14 protein-coding genes are annotated in these 17620 nt (G+C 69.6%); 8 read left to right on the top strand and 6 right to left on the bottom strand.

The features are described 5' to 3' along the window. The first annotated feature begins 26 nt into the window (after window positions 1–26). Genes KW83_RS08040 through ggpS form a run of 3 tightly spaced genes read left to right on the top strand, consistent with a single transcriptional unit; the run spans window position 27 to window position 3427 of the window. Window positions 27–1142 (top strand): NAD(P)H-dependent glycerol-3-phosphate dehydrogenase, encoded by a 1116-nt coding sequence (locus KW83_RS08040; RefSeq protein WP_051928362.1) that lies wholly within the window; start codon window positions 27–29, stop codon window positions 1140–1142. Further along, on the top strand, window positions 1139–1909 hold the full coding sequence (locus KW83_RS08035) for an HAD-IIB family hydrolase (RefSeq protein ID WP_036177179.1): 771 nt from the start codon (window positions 1139–1141) through the stop codon (window positions 1907–1909). The genes KW83_RS08040 and KW83_RS08035 overlap by 4 nt, the downstream gene beginning before the upstream one ends. 33 nt (window positions 1910–1942) lie before the next feature. After that, window positions 1943–3427: a glucosylglycerol-phosphate synthase gene (gene ggpS, locus KW83_RS08030; protein WP_036177177.1), complete on the top strand. Its 1485-nt coding sequence runs from the start codon at window positions 1943–1945 to the stop codon at window positions 3425–3427. A 382-nt stretch (window positions 3428–3809) separates the two neighbouring features. Here ggpS and KW83_RS08025 read toward each other — a convergent pair whose 3' ends face one another. From KW83_RS08025 to KW83_RS08015, 3 genes are all read right to left on the bottom strand, one after another. Then, window positions 3810–4487 (bottom strand): YjbF family lipoprotein, encoded by a 678-nt coding sequence (locus tag KW83_RS08025; protein WP_161785468.1) that lies wholly within the window; start codon window positions 4485–4487, stop codon window positions 3810–3812. Then, entirely contained in the window at window positions 4466–6634 is a 2169-nt protein-coding gene (locus KW83_RS08020) for a YjbH domain-containing protein (RefSeq protein WP_036177173.1), read from the bottom strand. Before KW83_RS08020 ends, KW83_RS08025 begins: the two co-directional genes overlap by 22 nt. Window positions 6635–6713: 79 nt before the next feature. Beyond that, a complete protein-coding gene (locus KW83_RS08015) occupies window positions 6714–7895 on the bottom strand; it encodes an NAD(P)/FAD-dependent oxidoreductase (protein WP_036177171.1) in 1182 nt (393 codons plus the stop codon). A 416-nt stretch (window positions 7896–8311) separates the two neighbouring features. Here KW83_RS08015 and KW83_RS08010 point away from each other — a divergent pair, with 416 nt between their 5' ends. Genes KW83_RS08010 through KW83_RS22120 form a run of 3 tightly spaced genes read left to right on the top strand, consistent with a single transcriptional unit; the run spans window position 8312 to window position 11987 of the window. Further along, window positions 8312–9547: a putative DNA modification/repair radical SAM protein gene (locus tag KW83_RS08010; protein WP_036177169.1), complete on the top strand. Its 1236-nt coding sequence runs from the start codon at window positions 8312–8314 to the stop codon at window positions 9545–9547. Beyond that, complete coding sequence (locus KW83_RS08005) at window positions 9547–10986, top strand: UdgX family uracil-DNA binding protein (protein WP_036177167.1); 1440 nt, start codon at window positions 9547–9549, stop codon at window positions 10984–10986. The genes KW83_RS08010 and KW83_RS08005 overlap by 1 nt, the downstream gene beginning before the upstream one ends. After that, a complete protein-coding gene (locus KW83_RS22120) occupies window positions 10983–11987 on the top strand; it encodes a DMT family transporter (protein ID WP_456088816.1) in 1005 nt (334 codons plus the stop codon). Before KW83_RS08005 ends, KW83_RS22120 begins: the two co-directional genes overlap by 4 nt. Here KW83_RS22120 and ychF read toward each other — a convergent pair. Together ychF and KW83_RS07990 are read right to left on the bottom strand one after the other, a co-directional pair. Then, the gene (ychF, locus tag KW83_RS07995; RefSeq protein WP_036177165.1) at window positions 11883–12980 is read right to left on the bottom strand and encodes a redox-regulated ATPase YchF; all 1098 of its coding nucleotides are present in this window, start codon (window positions 12978–12980) and stop codon (window positions 11883–11885) included. The two genes, KW83_RS22120 and ychF, sit on opposite strands and share 105 nt — an antisense overlap. 72 nt (window positions 12981–13052) lie before the next feature. Beyond that, the gene (locus KW83_RS07990) at window positions 13053–13244 is read right to left on the bottom strand and encodes a hypothetical protein (protein WP_036177389.1); all 192 of its coding nucleotides are present in this window, start codon (window positions 13242–13244) and stop codon (window positions 13053–13055) included. Window positions 13245–13358: 114 nt separating this feature from the next. Between KW83_RS07990 and trpA the strand changes: the two genes are divergently transcribed. Beyond that, the gene (trpA, locus tag KW83_RS07985; protein WP_036177386.1) at window positions 13359–14150 is read left to right on the top strand and encodes a tryptophan synthase subunit alpha; all 792 of its coding nucleotides are present in this window, start codon (window positions 13359–13361) and stop codon (window positions 14148–14150) included. A 46-nt stretch (window positions 14151–14196) separates the two neighbouring features. After that, entirely contained in the window at window positions 14197–15510 is a 1314-nt protein-coding gene (locus tag KW83_RS07980) for an NAD(P)/FAD-dependent oxidoreductase (RefSeq protein WP_036177163.1), read from the top strand. Here KW83_RS07980 and KW83_RS07975 read toward each other — a convergent pair. Next, window positions 15507–17609, bottom strand: coding sequence for a peptidoglycan -binding protein (locus KW83_RS07975; RefSeq protein WP_051928360.1), 2103 nt, complete (start codon window positions 17607–17609; stop codon window positions 15507–15509). The genes KW83_RS07980 and KW83_RS07975 overlap by 4 nt on opposite strands. Window positions 17610–17620 lie beyond the last annotated feature (11 nt).

Genomic DNA, 17620 nt, shown 5'->3' with positions numbered 1-17620 from the left:
CGACGGATCAGGACAGGTACGACAGCATGACACTGAGCAGGATCGAAGCGCGCGCCGTCGCGGCGCAGGCCGAACCCTACGGGCGGATCGCGGTCGTGGGCGCGGGATCCTGGGGCACGGCACTGGCCACGGTCGCCCGGCGCGCGGGCCGCGAGGTGATCATCTGGGGCCGCGATCCGGAGGTGATCGAGGCGATCCGCGACCGGAGCGAGAACCCCAAGTACCTGCCGGAGGTCGCCCTGCCGGACGGGATCGAGGCCACGACCGACATGGAAGAGGCGCTGAGCGGGGCGCAGGCGGTGCTGATCGTCACGCCCTCGACGACACTGCGCGACATCTGCGCGCAGATGCGGCCGCATCTGGCGCCCGGCACGCCGGTGGCGCTCTGCGCCAAGGGGATCGAGGCGCGCACCGGCCTGCTGCTGGGCGAGGCCGCGGCGATGGAGCTGCCGGGCCATCCCATCGGCGCCCTGTCGGGGCCGACCTTTGCCAAAGAGACCGTTCTGGGCCACCCCACCGCCGCCACCGTCGCGTTCGAGTTCACCTACCACGACCGGCTGGAGCCGTCGAAGAGCCCGGCGGCGCGGTTGGCCATCTCGATGAGTTCCGAAAGCTTCCGGCCCTATATTTCCGACGATCTGGTGGGGGTTGAGATCGGCGGCGCGGTCAAGAACGTCATCGCCATCGCCTGCGGGATGATGTCGGGGGCGGGGTTTGCCGAAAACACCCGCGCCGCCCTCATCACCCGCGGCATGGACGAGATGAAGACACTGGCCGAGAATCTGGGCGGGCGGCGCGAGACCGTCACCGGCCTGTCCGGCGCCGGCGACCTGACGCTGACCTGTTCCTCCACCACGTCGCGCAACATGAGCCTCGGCACCCAGCTTGGTCAGGGCCTGAAGCGCGAGGAGTGCTTCGACGGCAAGCCGGTGGTGGTCGAGGGCGAGGTCAACTCCGTCTCGGTCATGGACCTGGCCGACCGGATCGGGGTCACGCTGCCGATCTGCGAGGCCGTCCACGCGGTCCTGCACGAGGGCGCCGACATCCCCCGGACCTTCCGCGCGCTCTGGGCGCGCCCCATCGAGGCCGAGCCCAAGGGCATGGGCTTTCAGTTCAAGCATCCATTCGGAGAGACGGCATGAGCGACAGACCCGCGCGCGACATCGGAGGCTCCCGCTTCGTGCTGGCCACCGATCTGGACGGCACCTTTCTGGGCGGCTCCGAAGAGGACCGCAGCACGCTCTACGACTGGATCGAGGCCAGCCGCGACAGCATCGGCCTGATCTTCGTCACCGGGCGCGACCCGAAGTTCATAGCCGAGCTCTGCGACGGCGGCGTGCCCTGGCCGGAATACGTCGTGGGCGACGTGGGCACCACCATCGCCGAGGTCCGGGGCCGCGAGCTGATCCCCATCGACGCGCTGGAAGAGGACATCGCCGAACGCTGGAACGACGCCGGAGAGCGGGTGCGGGAGGCGCTGTCGGACGCGCCCGGCCTGACGCTGCAACCGACCGATTTCCGCTACCGCGTCAGCTACGACATGAACCGCGACGCCTTTACCCGCGCGAGCGCCGAGACCGTCGAGGAGATGGGCTTCGACTGGATCTGCTCGGACGGAAAGTATTTCGACGTGCTGCCCAAGGGCGTGTCGAAGGGCCCGTCGATCAAGAAGCTGGTCGCGCATCTGGGCATCCCGCCCAACAAGGTGCTGTGCGCCGGGGATACGCTCAACGACCTGTCCATGCTGGAATGCGGCCTGCCCGCCGTCGCCGTCGGCGGGTCCGAACCGGCGCTGGTCGAACGGGTCGAACCCCTGCCCCATGTCTATGTCGCCAGGCGCGCCGGCGCGGGTGGCATCCTGGAGGCGATCGACGCGCTGGACCTGCACGACGTGCCGCAAAAGGGCTGACCGGCCCCCATCATCCCAACCAAGGAACCAAACATGCCGTCCGATCTGGTCATCGTCTACCACCGCCAGCCCTATGAGGAGGTAGAGGAAAACGGAAAGATCGTTTTCAAGGAGAACAAGAGCCCCAACGGCATCGTGCCGACGCTCAAGGGCTTCTTCGGGCGCGTCGACAAGGGCGCCTGGGTGGCCTGGAAGCTGGCCGAGGACCCGGCCAACCCCGGTTTCGAGCGGATCGTGGAGATCGAGGACAGCTACGGGACATACTCCGTCTCGCGGCTGCCGCTGACCGAGGATCACGTGAAGTCGTTCTATCACGTCACGTCGAAGGAGGCGTTCTGGCCGATCCTCCATTCCTTCAAGGAGAAGTACAACTACGACCCGGTGGACTGGCCGACCTTCCGAGAGGTCAACTGGGCCTTTGCCGAGGCCGCCGCCCACGAGGCCGCCGAAGGGGCGGTCGTCTGGGTCCACGACTACAATCTGTGGCTGGTGCCGGGCTATCTGCGCAAGCTGCGCCCCGACCTTCGGATCAGCTTTTTCCACCACACACCCTTTCCGTCGGCGGACATGTTCAACGTCCTGCCCTGGCGGCGCGAGATCGTGGAATCGCTTCTGGCCTGCGATGTGGTGGGCTTTCACATCCCGCGCTATGCGGCGAATTTCGTCGGCGTGGCCGAAAGCCTGTTCGAGGTCGAGACCGGCCCGCGGGAGCCGGTGAACCCCGACTTCATCAAGCAGCATGTGGCGCTGAGCGACCGCAAGGTGGCGCGGGAGGTGACCTACAAGGGGCACCGGGTGCAGGTTCTGGCCTCTCCGGTCGGGGTCGATCTGGAGTATATCGAGGGCAAGGCCGGCACCCAGGAGACGACCGACCGCGCGGCCGAGATCCGCGCCGAGATGGGCGACACGGCGATGGTGCTCAGCGTCGGGCGGACCGACTACACCAAGGGCGGAACGGACCAGCTGTCAAGCTTCGAGCGGATCCTGGACGACAACCCGGACCTGCATCGGAAGGTGCGCCTTTTGCATGTGTCGGTGAGCGCGAACCGCAACATGACCGTCTACGAGGGCATCCAGAACGAGATCGAGGCCACGGTGGGCCGCATCAACGGGCGCTTCGGCACGTTCGACTGGACGCCGGTGACGTTGATGAGCCGGGCGATCCCGTTCGACGACCTGGTGGCCTATTACCGCGCCTGTGACGTGGCCTGGATCACGCCGCTGGCCGACGGGATGAACCTGGTGGCCAAGGAATTCGCGGCCTGCCGCACCGACAACCGCGGGGCGCTGGTGCTGTCGGAATTCGCCGGCGCGGCGATCGAGATGGGGTCGGCGGTGATGGCCAACCCGTTCTCGCACAAGTCCATGGACAGGGCGCTGCTGCAGGCGCTGAACATGTCCGAGGACGAGCAGGAGAACCGCATGAGGAACATGCGCGAGACGATCCGGAAATACGACATCCGCGCCTGGGCAGAGGATCAGATGGCCGCGTTCTCCGGGGCCGGAGGGCCGCTCTGACAGGCCGGGCGCCCGCGCGCCCCCTGGAAGGCACCGCGCCGGGTGCAGGCCTGTGACCCCCACGGGCAAGGCGGCGGCGGCAAGCCCCGCGGTCGGGAGGGGCCGCGATCGCGGTGAGCGGCTCTGCGGAGCTGGGGCGCTGGGCGGCCGACCGGCCTGGCCACACACGCGCTGCCCAAGTGCGGCTGGCCTGCCCGGGGAGCGGACGCTCCGAGGTTCGGGGAAGCGGCGGCGCGGAACGGAGTGCCGGGCGACCTACGCGCCCTTCAGATCGTGTGCCTGCACCCTGGGGGCCCTGCGCCTTGGGGCAGCCGGGACCGGGACGGTCGCCGGTCCGCCGGGACCGACGCTGGGGGACCGCAAGGGACAGCGGGCCGGACCGTCAGCGCAGCCCGCCGTGAACGTCCTCCAGGACCAGATAGCCGATCCCGGGGCTGGCCCATTGGCGGGATTTGCGGACCACGCCGGAGGCGTCGATCCAATAGGCGTTCTCGATGCCGTCGCGCTCGGCCGACCGGCAGGTTTCCACCAGCTTCTGGGTGGCGAAGCGGCGGCCGGTGACGGTGATGGCCTCTGCCGGGCCCAGGCTCTGGACGCAGGTGAAGGTCTCGGGCGCCACCACCTCGTCGCCGCGCAGGCGGTAGTGGGTGCGGGTGACGGTGCCGCCCGGCCGGAAGGCCGGCAGCGCGGCCGAGGACAGGTCGAACCCGAATCCGGCGGTGCCGTTCAACTGCCCGCCGCGGGTGACCACGCTGACCCCGTCGGTCGAGCGCCAGGTCATCGCATCGCCATTGACCGAGTCGAGCGCGAAGCCCGCCCGGCTGCCGGTGGTCTCTGTCCGCACCAGCAAAAGGTTCACCTCTGCCGCGTTCAGCGCGGCATTGCTGGCGGTGATCCGCGATACCGGCGTGTCGCCGCGCGCGCTCTTGGCCAGCGCCGCCACGGACTGGCCGATCAGCGTCAGGCTGCCGCCGCGCCGGTCCGCATCGCCGCAGCCCGCCAGCGCAAGGGCCAGGCCGGCGACGGCCAGCATCCGCGTCACCGCCATACCGACCCCCATTGATCCGTCACGCCCGTCTTCTGGCTGTCCACCACCGTGTCGTAGAGCCGCCCGTTCACGTTCAGCCGCGCGCCGCCGTCCCGGGTGATCGAGCTGAGCGTGGTTCCGATCGCGGTCGTGGAGGGCTTGCCGGTGAACCATTCCACCGGGATCGACACCTTGATGCCCTTGTCGAACGACCCCTCTCCGAAGGTTTCCGCATCCACGTCGGTGACGGTGGCGTAGGCGCCGATCTCCCAGCCGTTGCGGAAGGTGCGCGACAGGGTGAAGGTCGCGCCCACGTCGCCGGCCAGATACCGGCCCACGTCGATCTGCGCGTCGAACCCGTTCGGCAGTTCGTAATAGGCCGAGACATGGCCGGTCACCACATCGTAGTCGAGAAACCCGAAGTCGACGCCGTAATCGCGCTTGCGGGCATAGTTGACCTCTGCGCCCAGCCCCAGCCTGCTGGCGGCGGGCTTCCACAGAAGCTCGGCCGAGACGCCGCCGAACATGCGCTCCAGGTAGCCGGCGGTGACGCGCGCATAGGTCGTCCGGGTCGGCTTGACGTAATAGGCCGCCTGGAGCCGATCCATGGCGAAGTCGGCGCCTTCGGCATAGCGGTTGAACTCGGTCCTGACGGGCGGCAGCGCGCTGGCCTGGTCGTTGTCGGTCGCGGCCTTGCCGAACAGGCGGGTCGACAGGCTGGTGGACAGGATGAGGCCGGCGACGGGCTCGTATTCGCCCTGAAAGCGCAGACCGGCCTCGAACCGGATCGGCTGGTTGGGGTCGAAGAATACCCGTCGCACATAGGGGCCGATGCCGTAGCTGAGGCGCGGGAACACGTCTTGGGACAGGACGGTGCCCGCCTCTCTGGGCGCGTCGTCGACAAAACCGGTGCGCGCCAGCAGCGCCGCCTCCCGGTCCGGCGCGGCGACCAGCCGCTCCAGGTCCGAGCGGCGGATGACCACCGCGGCGGTGCCCATGTTGGCGGTCTCAGGGACAATGCGGAAGGTTTCGACCGCGCTGGGCATGATCCGGGTCATCGCCCGCGCCACGCGGCCCACGCCTGTCGCCTGGGTGCGGCTGTAGCCGTTGCGGTACTGCACCTCCACCTGGGTGGCGGAGACGACACGCAGTCCGGTGACGATCAGCCCCTGTTCGGCCAGCTCACCGTTCAGCCGCTTGATCAGGCCGCTTTCCACGTCCGGGATGGCACGCCAGCGGGTGGACCATTGCTGGGGCGCGGTCTCACGCGGGGCGCGCGGCGCAACCCGGCCCGGCGCGGCGTCGAGAGAGCCTACCACCGGCGGGCGATACGGATTGCCGTTGAACGACAGGCGGAACCCGACCTCTGAGCCGTAGAGAGAGTAGAGCCCCAGTTCCACCGCGTCGTTGATCCGGTAGGAGGCGCCGAAGTTCAGGGACGACTCGCGGGTGAAGAGGTCGTTCCGGCTGGTGCCCTGGGACCCGGTTTCCAGCGCGTAGGGATCGGGAGAGTATTCCGCCACCAGCGTCAGCGCATCGGTGGCGCGGTACATGACCGACCCGAAGGGCGAGACCGGTCCGCGGAAGGCCTGCTCCAGCTGCAGGTTCCCGCCGCGTCCGAAATCGCGCGCGGGCCGGTCGCCGAAGGGCGTGCCCAGATCGTCGCTGCCGCCCAGCCGCCCCCAGCCCAGGCCGCCAGAGACGGTCAGCCGGTCGTCGAGGAACCGCTTGCTGGCGACGATGTATTCCGAGGTCTGGATCCCGGTGCCGATGAAGTCCTGCAGGCCGATCTTGAGCGACGGCAGGTAGCGGCGTTCCTTGAGCACCTCGACCGTGACATCGAAGCTGCGGTCATAGAAGTCGAACGTATCGCTGCCGCCCTCCGGGTCGAAGTCCAGGAACCCCGAATAGCGGAACGACGCCTGGACCCGCGGCAGCACCTGGAAGCTGAGGGTGTAGCGGTTGATGTTAAGCCCCAGGGTCGAGGCGGTGAACGCCAGCTCTCCGTCCGGCTGGCTGAGCGCGGTCGGCGTGTCGATGGCGCCGGTCATGCCGTAGAAGTTCAGGTGCGGCAGGTCGACCGAGGACTGCTGCGCCCAGGCACCACCCGCCGACGCGGCAGCCAACCCGAGCGCGGTCGCCGCCGCGGCACTTGCCCTTGCACTTCGCCCTTGCCTCACCTGACGCTCCCCTGCCCGGTCCGACCATGCCTAGACCGGTGCCGGCGCGGGGTAAAGTGTCCCGGCGCGGTGCCGGGCCTCAGATCACCGCCCCTTCGGCGGATGCGGGCGGTGCGGCCAGCCGCGTCGGCGCATAGGCGCCGAGATCGAGGCTGCGGAAGGCGCCGGTCAGGATCAGCTCCGCCGCGCCGCGCCCCACGGCCGGGGCGTGCTGCAACCCGTGCCCGGAGAATCCGCAGCACAGGATCAGGTTGGGACAGTCCGGCGCCGGACCCAGAAGCGCGTTCCGATCGAAAGTGTTGAAATCGTAGTGCCCGACCCAGGAGCGGCGCAGGCGGATCGCCTCGAACGCGGGGACGCGGGCGGCGAGCGCGGGCCACACGCGCTCTTCCCAGAGCGCGGGGCGGTCGTCGAAATCGTCCGCCGACACGGGCAGGTCCGGCTGCGGTGCGGCACCGGCCATGTAGAGGCGGCCGTCGCTGCGCATGTGAACGCCGCAGGGATCGACCGTGAGGGGCAGTGGCGCGGGCAGCGGACGCTCTGCCTCGAACACGTAGGTGAAGCGCTTGCGCCGCTCCACGGGAATGGAGATCCCGGCCATGGCGGCCAGGTCCGCCGCGCGCCCGCCCGCGGCGTTGACCAGCCAGCCGCAGGCCAGGCGCGTTCCGTCGGCCAGCGACACGCCGGTAACGCGGCCCAGCTCGGCGGCCCGGGAGACGGCGGCGACCTCTCCCTCCAGAAAAACGACGCCGCGGTCGCGCGCCGCCCGGCGCCAGTGGGACCACATGGCGTGGCCGTCGAAATAGCCCTCGTCCCGGCTGCCCCAGCTTGCCAGCACGATGTCGCCGCCGCGGATGAACGGGAATCGCGCGGCAAGGGCGGCCCGGTCCAGCAGCACCGTTCCGGCCCCGAGGGAGGTCTGGAGCGCATGGGCGCGGCGCAGCGCGTCGGCGGCGGGCGGATCGGCGGCCAGATAGAGGTATCCGAACGGATCGAGGGCGATCCCGGGGGCCCGGGCATCGCGCGCATGGGCAGGGAAGTCGCGGATGATCTCTGCGGTATAGCGCGAGGCCAGGATATTGGTCGGGGTGGTGAACTGCTGGCGCAGGCAGGAGTTGGTGGCCGTCGAACCGGCGCGGGTGAAACGGGGGTCGCGTTCGATCACCGCGATGCGGGCATCGGACCCGGCTTCGGTCAGGTGCCACGCCACGGAGGCGCCCATGATCCCCGCGCCGACGATGACGATATCGTATCCGACCAAGCCGTTTCCCCTTTGCCAACCGTTCTAGCTAGCGACCGGATCGGCGGAGGAAAGACATGCGCGGATCCGGCATCGGCCTCGTCGGAACGGGAACATGGGGCGGCGCCGGGTCTGAGGCCGGTTGCGGTAGCGGCCCTGCCGACCGGCCGCCAGGTTCCGGCGCCGGCCGCGGGCCTGGGCCGTCTCGATGCCATGCGCGCCGCGCGGGGCACCGCCGACATGATCCAGAGCCAGGGAATTCTTCGGCCGCCGCGGGTTCGCGCCGCTCGACGACACGAGGCGCGATCACCGTGGCCCATCGGCCGGGCAGGCTTCCGGACCGAAGTTCTGCCTCCGGCGGGGATATTTGGGGAAAGATGAATGGCAGGGTGTCGCAGGGCCTTTCCGTGGCGTGCGCGGGAACGTATGATGAACGGATGGCGCGATTCACCCTGGACGAAAAACTGGCGATCCTGTCGGACGCGGCGAAATACGACGCCTCATGCGCGTCGTCGGGCACAGCGAAGCGAAGCTCCCGCGACGGATCGGGACTGGGATCCACCGAAGGATCGGGCATCTGTCACGCCTATGCGCCGGACGGGCGGTGCATTTCGTTGCTGAAGATCCTGCTGACGAATTTCTGCATCTACGACTGCGCCTATTGCATCAACCGCGTCAGCTCGAACGTGAAGCGGGCGCGGTTCACCGTCGACGAGGTCGTGTCCCTGACCGTGGAGTTCTACCGGCGCAATTACATAGAGGGGCTGTTCCTGTCGTCCGGCATCGTGCGCAGCCCCGACGAGACCATGGGCGAGATGGTCGAGATCGCCCGCCGCCTGCGCCAGGACGAGCGGTTCCGGGGATATATCCACCTCAAGACGATCCCGGACGCCGATCCGGATCTGATCGAACGGGCCGGGCTTTTCGCGGACCGGCTGTCGATCAACGTGGAGCTTCCGACCGACGCCAGCGTCAGGACCTATGCGCCGGAGAAATCGCCCGCCACGATCCGCAAGGTCATGGCCGACGTCCGGCTGCGCAAGGAGGCGGGCACCGAGCGGTCCCACACCGGCAAGCGCCCGCCCCGCTTCGCGCCCGCGGGGCAGTCCACGCAGATGATCGTGGGCGCGGACGGCGCCAGCGACGCGACCGTGCTGGGACAGTCCACGCGGCTCTATTCCAGCTACAAGCTCAAGCGGGTCTATTACTCGGCCTTCTCGCCGATCCCGGACGCCACGGCCGCGCTGCCGCTGATCCGCCCGCCCCTGGAGCGCGAGCACAGGCTCTATCAGGCCGACTGGCTGCTGCGCTTCTACGGGTTCGATCTGGCGGAGATCACCGGCGCCCTGCCGGACGGGAACCTGGATCTGCAGATCGACCCCAAGCTGGCCTGGGCGCTGCAGAACCGCCACGCCTTTCCTCTGGACGTGAACCGGGCCGCGCGGGAGTTGCTGCTGCGCGTGCCGGGCTTCGGCATCAAGACCGTGAACCGGATCCTGACCACGCGGCGCCATCGCAGCCTGACCTATGAGGATCTGACCCGTATGGGGGCGGGGATGAGGAAAGCGCGGGCCTTCGTCACCTGCGGCGGCTGGACGCCGGGGGCGCTGACCGACTCGGCCGGTCTCCGGGCCCGCTTCGCGCCGCCGCCAGAGCAGCTGGCGCTTTTCTGATGCCCGGGGTCACCGTTCCCGCTTTGGGGACCGCGTCGGCCTGGCGGGATGCGGCGCGCGGGCTGCTGGGCGCGAACGTTCCCCCCGAGGATGTGCTCTGGGCCTATGACGGCGGTCCGGGCGATCTCTTCGCCATGGAGCCCGCCGCGTTCGCCGGCGGTTCGGCCACCGTGCCCCGCAGCTTCGTCGCTCTGGCCGAAACCGTCTGCTGGCACGCGGATCCGGAACGGTTCGCGCGGCTCTACGCGCTGCTCTGGCGGCTGCGCGCGACCCCTGCCCTGGTCGGCGACCGGGGCGACGCGGATCTAACGCGTCTCAGGGACATGGAGAAGGCGGTGCGGCGCGACATGCACAAGATGAAGGCCTTCGTGCGGTTCCGCGAGATCGGCGGCGCCGGGGGCCGCAGGCGCTTCGCCGCGTGGTTCGAGCCTGCGCATCATATCGCCGAACCCATGGCCGGGTTCTTCGCGCGGCGCTTCGGGGACATGGACTGGATCATCGTGACGCCGGACCGGACGGTGGAATTCACCGGCGGGCGGATCGCGCTTCTGCCCGGTCAGTCGGCGCCGCCGCCGTCCGAAGATGCGACCGATGCGCTCTGGACGACCTATTACCGCAACATCTTCAACCCGGCGCGGCTGAAGGTGAAGGCGATGCAGGCGGAGATGCCGAAGAAATACTGGAAAAACCTGCCGGAGGCGGCGGCGATCCCGGAGATGATCGCCACGGCGGAAGCGCGCGCGCGGGCGATGCAGGCGGCGGCGCCCACCCTGGCCCCGGCGCGGGCGCGCAAGATCACGGAGAGGCTCAGGATGGTTGAGGACGAACCGGCGGCAAGCGATCTGGAGGCGCTGGCCCGCGAGGCGGCGGGCTGCGAACGCTGCCCGCTCCACCGCGACGCCACGCAGGTGGTGATGGGAGAAGGGCCGCGCGAGGCGCCGCTGATGATCGTGGGCGAACAGCCCGGCGACCGGGAGGATCTGGCCGGCCGGCCTTTCGTCGGGCCGGCGGGGCAGCTTTTCGACCGGATGGCACAGGAGGTCGGCCTGGACCGGGATGCGGCTTTCGTGACCAATGCGGTGAAGCATTTCAAGTTCGCGGCCAAGGGCAAGCGGCGGATCCACCAGCGCCCGGACGCAAGCGAGGTTCAGGCCTGCCGCTGGTGGCTGGAGGCCGAACGCCGCCTGGTGCGGCCCCGGCTGATCCTGGGGATGGGAGCCACGGCGGCGCTGTCGCTGACCGGGCGGGGGGACGGGATCATGAAGCGGCGCGGCACGTTCGAGGCGGCGGGAGACGGCACGCCTGTCCTGCTGACGCTGCACCCGTCCTATCTGCTGCGGGTGCCGAACGCCGCGGCCAAGGCGGCAGCGGAGCGGGACTTCCGCGCCGACCTGGAGCGCGCCGTCGCGTGGCTGTCGGATGCGGACGGCGCGGCGTGACGCAAGGCCGGGGCCCGGCGGCCGGAGACGCGCTGGCGGGCATCGGGCTGATGTCGGCCGGTGTCGCGTTCCTCAGCGCCAACGACGCCATCGGCAAGGTCCTGACCGCCCACTATCCGGCGGTACAGATCCTGTTCCTGCGCAACCTCATCGCGCTGCCGGTGGCGATGCTGATCGCCTGGCGCATCGGCGGGCCCGCGGCGCTGCGCACCGCCCGGCCGCTGGCGCATCTGGTGCGGGGTGCGCTGTGGCTTTGTGCGGCGGCGCTGTTCTTCACCGGGCTGGGACGCTTGGGTCTGGCAGAGGCGACGGCGATCCTGTTCGCCGCGCCGATCTTCATCACCGCCCTGTCGGCGCTGGTGTTGAAGGAACGCGTGGGGCGCTGGCGCTGGGGCGCGGTGGGGCTGGGGTTCGCCGGCGTGCTGGTCGTGGTGCGGCCGGGCGGTGCGGCCTTCCAGCCCGCGGCCCTGTTCCCGCTGGGCACCGCGTTCGTCTACGCGGCGCTGATGATCTCTGCCAGGTGGGTCGATCCGCGCGAGAGCGTGGTGGACGATGATGCTCTATCTGGTCGGCGCCGGGGCGCTGGTCGCGGGATTGGCGAGTCTCGCGGTCTGGACGCCGCTCCAGGCGGCCGATGCGTGGCTCTTTGCCGGGATCGCGCTGTTCGGAACGCTGGGCATCACGCTGATGACGCAGGCGTTTCGGATCGCGCCGGCGGCGGTCGTCGCACCGTTCGACTATACGGCGCTCATCTGGGCGACGGCGCTGGGATGGGCGATCTGGCGCGACGTGCCGGACGCGGCCACATGGGCCGGGGCGGCGATCATCATGGCAAGCGGGGCGGTCGTCCTGATGCGGGGGGAGCGCGCGGAATAGGGCATCGGCGGCGGTGCGGGTCAGGCGTTGAAGAGAAAGTGCATCACGTCGCCGTCCCTGACCAGGTAGGACTTGCCCTCTACCCGCATCTTGCCGGCGTCCTTGGCGCCCGCTTCGCCCCCTAGCGCCACGTAGTCCCCGTAGGCGGTGGTTTCGGCGCGGATGAACCCGCGCTCGAAATCGCCGTGGATGACGCCGGCGGCCTGGGGCGCCAATGTGCCCTGACGGATCGTCCAGGCGCGCGCCTCCTTCGGGCCGACGGTAAAATAGGTCTGCAGGCCCAGAAGCGCGTATCCGGCCTTGATGAGCCGGTCGAGCCCGGCCTCTTCCAGGCCCAGCTCCTGCAGGAATTCGGCGGACTCGGCCGCGTCGAGCTGGGCGATCTCTTCCTCGATCCGGGCGGAGATCACCACCGTTCCGGCCCCCTCCGCCCGTGCCATTTCCGCCACGCGTGCGGTCAGGGCATTGCCGGCGGCGGCCTCGTCCTCGGCCACGTTGCAGACGTAGAGGATCGGCTTCGCGGTCAGAAGCTGGAGGCTCCTCCAGGCTTTCGCGTCCTCCTCGGACACGGCGACGGTGCGTGCCGGGCGGCCCTCTTCCAGCACGGCCTGTGCGGCCTTCAGCAACCTTTCCTGCTGGACGGCCTCGCGGTCGCCGCCGCGGACCTTGCGGGTGAGGCCCTGGAGCCGCCGCTCGACGGAGTCGAGGTCCGCCAGCATCAGCTCGGTCTCGATGGTCTCGGCATCGGCGACGGGATCGACGCGGCCTTCCACATGGGTCACGTCGTCGTCCTGGAAACAGCGCAGGACATGAGCGATGGCGTCGCATTCGCGGATATTGGCCAGGAACTGGTTGCCCAGACCCTCTCCGCGCGAGGCGCCTTTCACCAACCCGGCGATATCCACGAAGGTCATCCGCGTCGGCACGATCTGCCTGGACCCGGCGATGGCCGCCAGCCGGTCGAGCCGCGGATCGGGCACCGCGACCTCTCCCACGTTGGGCTCTATCGTGCAGAAGGGAAAGTTGGCGGCCTGCGCGGCGGCGGTCCGCGTCAGCGCGTTGAAAAGCGTCGACTTGCCGACATTCGGCAGACCGACGATGCCCATCTTGAAACCCATGTCGCCCCCAAGCCAGAGATCGGCGCCCCTATGCGCCGCGGGGCAAGCGGGGTCAACCGGATCGGCCGTGCGTCAGGCGCCGCGCCGGTCGGCGTGATCCTGATAGATCAGGATCCAGGCCAGGACGATGAACATCGGGTGCGTGAGCCCGCCGGAGAACAGGATCGCGGGCACCCAGATCAGGAACACGATGATGGACAGGATGACCCGGCCGAGAAGCAGGATCGACAGCGGCGGGAGCAGCAGGGCAAGTACGTAGTTCATGAAGCGGTATATGGGGGCGGCGAGGGCATTGCACAATATCCCGCGCTTCGCCACAAAGCGCGGGCAAGGCGGGGGCTCTGCCCCCGACCCCGGGATATTTCTGGAAAGATGAAGATGAGCCGTATCGCAGACCGCTTCGAAACGCTCCGGGATGAGGGTCGCAAGGCCTTCGTGGCCTACATCATGGCCGGAGACCCCGATTACGACCGCTCCCTGGCGCTGATGACCGGTCTTCCGGGGGCGGGAGTGGATATCGTCGAGCTGGGGATGCCGTTCACCGATCCCATGGCCGACGGCGCGACGATCCAGTTGGCCGGGCAGCGGGCGCTGGCGGCGGGGCAGACGCTGGACCGGACGCTGGAGATGGTGCGCACCTTCCGCGACACCGACACGGACACGCCGGTGGTGATGATGGGCTACTACAACCCCATCTATTCGCGCGGAGTCGCGCGGTTCCTGGACGACGCCACGGCGGCGGGGATCGACGGGCTCATCATCGTTGACCTGCCGCCCGAGGAGGATGACGAGCTGTGCCTGCCGGCCCGGGCGCGCGGCATCGACTTCATCCGCCTGGCCACGCCCACGACGGACGCCGCGCGGCTTCCCAAGGTACTGCAGAACACCAGCGGCTTCGTCTATTATGTCTCTATCACCGGGATCACCGGGGCCGCCACGGCGCAAGCCGCGGACGTCGGCCCGGAGGTCGCCCGGATCCAGGAGGCCAGCGGGCTGCCGGTGGTGGTGGGTTTCGGCATCCGCACCCCGGAGGCCGCGGAGGAGTTCGCGCGCGTGGCCGATGGCTGTGTCGTCGGCTCTGCCATCGTCGCCGAGCACGCCGCGGGCAAGCCGGTCGAGGAGGTCCTGGCCTTTGTGCGGAGCCTGTCCGAAGGTGCGCATCGCAGCTGACGGCCGGGCCGGTTCGGTCGCCAGGTCGCATGACGGGAGTTTGACGATGACCAAGCGGAAGACGCAGATCGTCGTGGCCGGCGGAGGGGCGGCGGGGCTGGGACTGGTGCGCAAACTGGGCGCGAAATACAGCCGCGACACCCATGACATCATCCTGGTCGAGCCCAACCGCACCCATGTCTGGAAGCCGCTTCTGCATGAGGTCGCGGCCGGATCCATGGACGCCAACGCGGACGAGGTCGGCTATGGCGGACACGCGGCGCGCTGGGGCTATCGGTTCTTCAACGGCGCGCTGGAAAAGATCGACCGCGTTGCCCGGACGATCACCACGGCGCCCCTTCTCGACGAGGAGGGGGAGGTCATCATCGACCGGCACACGATCCGATACGACTACCTGGTGCTTGCCATCGGCGGGGTATCGAACGATTTCGGCATCACCGGCGTGCGCGAGAACGCGATGTTCCTGGAGAACCGCAGGCAGGCGGACCGCTTCCGGCGCAGACTGCTGAACGCCTGCCTCAGGGTGAACGAGCGTCGCCAGCGCGACGGCGCCGACGCCAGGCTGCCGATCTGCATCGTCGGCGGCGGCGCCACCGGGGTCGAACTCTCTGCAGAGCTGGTCCATGCCACACAGTCGCTGCGGGCCTACGGGCTTGAGGTGTTCGACGACAGCGCCGTGGAGATCACGCTGATCGAGGCCGGTCCGCGGCTGCTTCCGGCGCTGCCCGAGGAGGTGTCGGCCAAGGTGCTGGATGAGCTCCGCGCGCTCGGCGTAAATGTGCGACTGGAGACCATGGTGACCGAGATCGGCAAAAAGAGCGTGTCCACCAAGGACGGCCGCACCATGGAGGCCGAGATGATCCTGTGGGCCACCGGCGTGCGCGGGGATCACGCCATCGCCCGGATGAGCGACCTGAAGCTGTCCGGACAGGGCCGCGTGGTGGTTGCGCCGACGCTGCGGACCGAGACCGATGAGCGCATCTTCGCCATCGGCGACTGCTGCCATTGCGTGTTGCCGGGAACGGAGACGCCGGTGCCGCCGCGCGCGCAATCCGCCCAGCAGATGGCGGATCACATGGTCGGCCAGCTCGACCGCGCGCAGAAGGGCCAGCCGCTCACCGATTTCGTCTATCGCGACAAGGGCAGCCTGGTGTCGCTCAGCCGGTTCGCGACGCTGGGCTCGCTGATGGGCAACCTGGTGGGCGGCAAGATGGCGATCGAGGGGCGGATTGCGCGGCTGGCCTATATGTCGCTCTACCGGATGCATCTCATCGCGGTGCATGGCTGGGTCAGGGGGCCGATCCAGATCGCCGTGCACGAGGTCAACAAGGTCACGCGCCCGAAGCTGAAGCTGCACTAGCGCTCCGTCAGTTTCAGCTCGATCCGGCGGTTGCGGGCCCGCGCCTCAGGGGTGCGGCGGGGATCCACGGGGCGATACTCTCCAAAGCCGGTGGGTGCCAGCCGCCACGCCGGAAAGCCCAGGTCGTCGGCCATGAAGCGCACCACCGACAGGGCCCGGGCCTGGCTGAGCTGCCAGTTGTCGCTGTAGCGGCCATTGCCGGACAGCGGCACGTCGTCGGTGTGGCCGTCCACGCGGATCACCCAGTCGATGGTCTCCGGGATCTCATCGGCCACATCCTCCAGCAGGCGGGCGACGCGGGCGATCTGGACGCGGCCGGCGGGCGCCAGGATGGCGGAACCGGAGGGGAACAGAACCTCGCTGTCGAAGACGAAGCGGTCGCCGACGATCCGCACGCCCTCGCGGTCGCCCAGCACGTCGCGCAGGCGGCCGAAGAATTCCGACTGGTAGCGTTCGAGCCGCGCGCGCTCCGCGGCTTCCAGTTCGGCGATGCGCTCCAGGCGTTCGCGCTCGGCGGCTTCCAACTCGGCGATGCGCGTCTGTTCGCGCGCCTGACGGGCGAGCGCGGCGTTGAGCTTCTCGCCCAGGGACTCGATCCGGGCGTCGCTTTCGGCATCGTCGGCGGCGGCGGTGTCGAGCAGGGACTGCAGGCTCCCCAGTTGCCGGCGAAGCTGGGCGATCTGCCCGTTCAGGGCCTCGATACGGCGCCGGTCCGCGGCAGAGGCGGCGCCGGCATCGGACAGTTCGGCGCGCGCCGTCGCCAGCAGGGCGGCCTGGCGCTCCGCTTCGGTCAGACGCTCCGCGGCGGCGGATTCGGCCTGAAGCTTGAGGGCCAGCGCTTGTTCCAGTTGATCGCGGAGGTCGGTTTCGGCTTCGGCCGCACCTTGCAACGCCGCGGCCTCCGCCCTTGCGGCGTCGAGGGCGGCGGCCAGGCGGTCGCGCTCATCGGCCTCCTGCCCCGCCCGGGCGCGCAGGTCGGCCAGGTCCGCCTCTGCCGCGGCCACCGCGGCGCGCGCCGCCTCCAGATCGCCCTGGAACGCCACGCGCGCCGCCTTGGCGGCATCGAGCGCGTCGGAGATGGCGGCCATCTCGGCGGTCTGGGCCTCATTCTGGCGCAGCGCGGCCTGGAGCAGGGCGCGGGTGCGGTCCGCCTCTGTCTCCGCGGCGCTGCGGGCCTCCGTCGCGGCGGCAAGGTCGCGCTCCACGCCTTCCAGCGCATCGGCGCGGTCCTCGGCGGCGGCCAGGCGGGTTGTCAGACCGTCACGCTCGGCGCGGAGGGCTTTGAGGTCGTCGTCGGTCGCATCCTGGGCCAGAAGGGCGGCGGTGAGCCGCTCCGTCATGTCGGATTCGGCGGCGCGCGCGGCGGCTAGAAGCGTCAGCGTCTCTTCCGCGGCGCGCCGCTCTTCCTCCAGGGCCAGGGTCATGGCGGTCAGTTCCGAATCCGCCTCCTGGAGCCGGGCCCGCAACGCTTCCGCCGCAGCCGCTTCCGACAGGCGGGCCTGTTCCTTTGCCGACAGGGCGTCCTCCAGCGTGGCCAGCGCCATGTCCTGCGCCGCCGCGTCGGCGCGCAGGGACGCGGCCAGGGCGTCCAGCGCGTCGGCCCGTGCGGCGGCCAGGCGCGCGGCCTCCGCCTCCGCGTCGGTCTCGGCGCGGGCGCGGGACAGGGCGGCGGTCAGCGCCTCCTGCTCGGACATCAGCGTGTCGCGCAGATCCTCCAGGCCGCCGATGCGGGACGCCGCCCGATCGCGCTCGGCCAGCAGCGACGCCACCTGCCGCTCGAAGGAGTCGATGCGGCCCTCCTGCGCCCCGGTCCGGTCCTCGAGGGCAGAGATCGTTTCGGACTGACGCGCGGTCTCGGCCTCCAGCCGGTCAACCTCGGCATCCGACAGGCCCAGCATCTCCGTCAGTCCGGAAATCTCCGAGGTCAGACGGTCCAGCTGCGACCGCTGGCCCGAGATTTCCTCTCTCAGGACGTATTGCACGACGATGAAGATCGTCAGAACGAAGGTCATCACCATGAGGAGCGAGGTCACGGCATCGACGAATCCCGGCCAGATATTGGCCGTCATCCGGGACGATCCGCGGCGGCTGAGCGGCACGGCCCCCCTCC

The sequence above is a fragment of the Palleronia rufa genome (assembly GCF_000743715.1).
In the GTDB taxonomy this organism is placed as follows: Bacteria; Pseudomonadota; Alphaproteobacteria; order Rhodobacterales; family Rhodobacteraceae; genus Palleronia; species Palleronia rufa.
The sequence above is the reverse complement of the archived record's forward strand: the minus strand, read 5'-3'. Positions and strand labels throughout refer to the sequence as shown.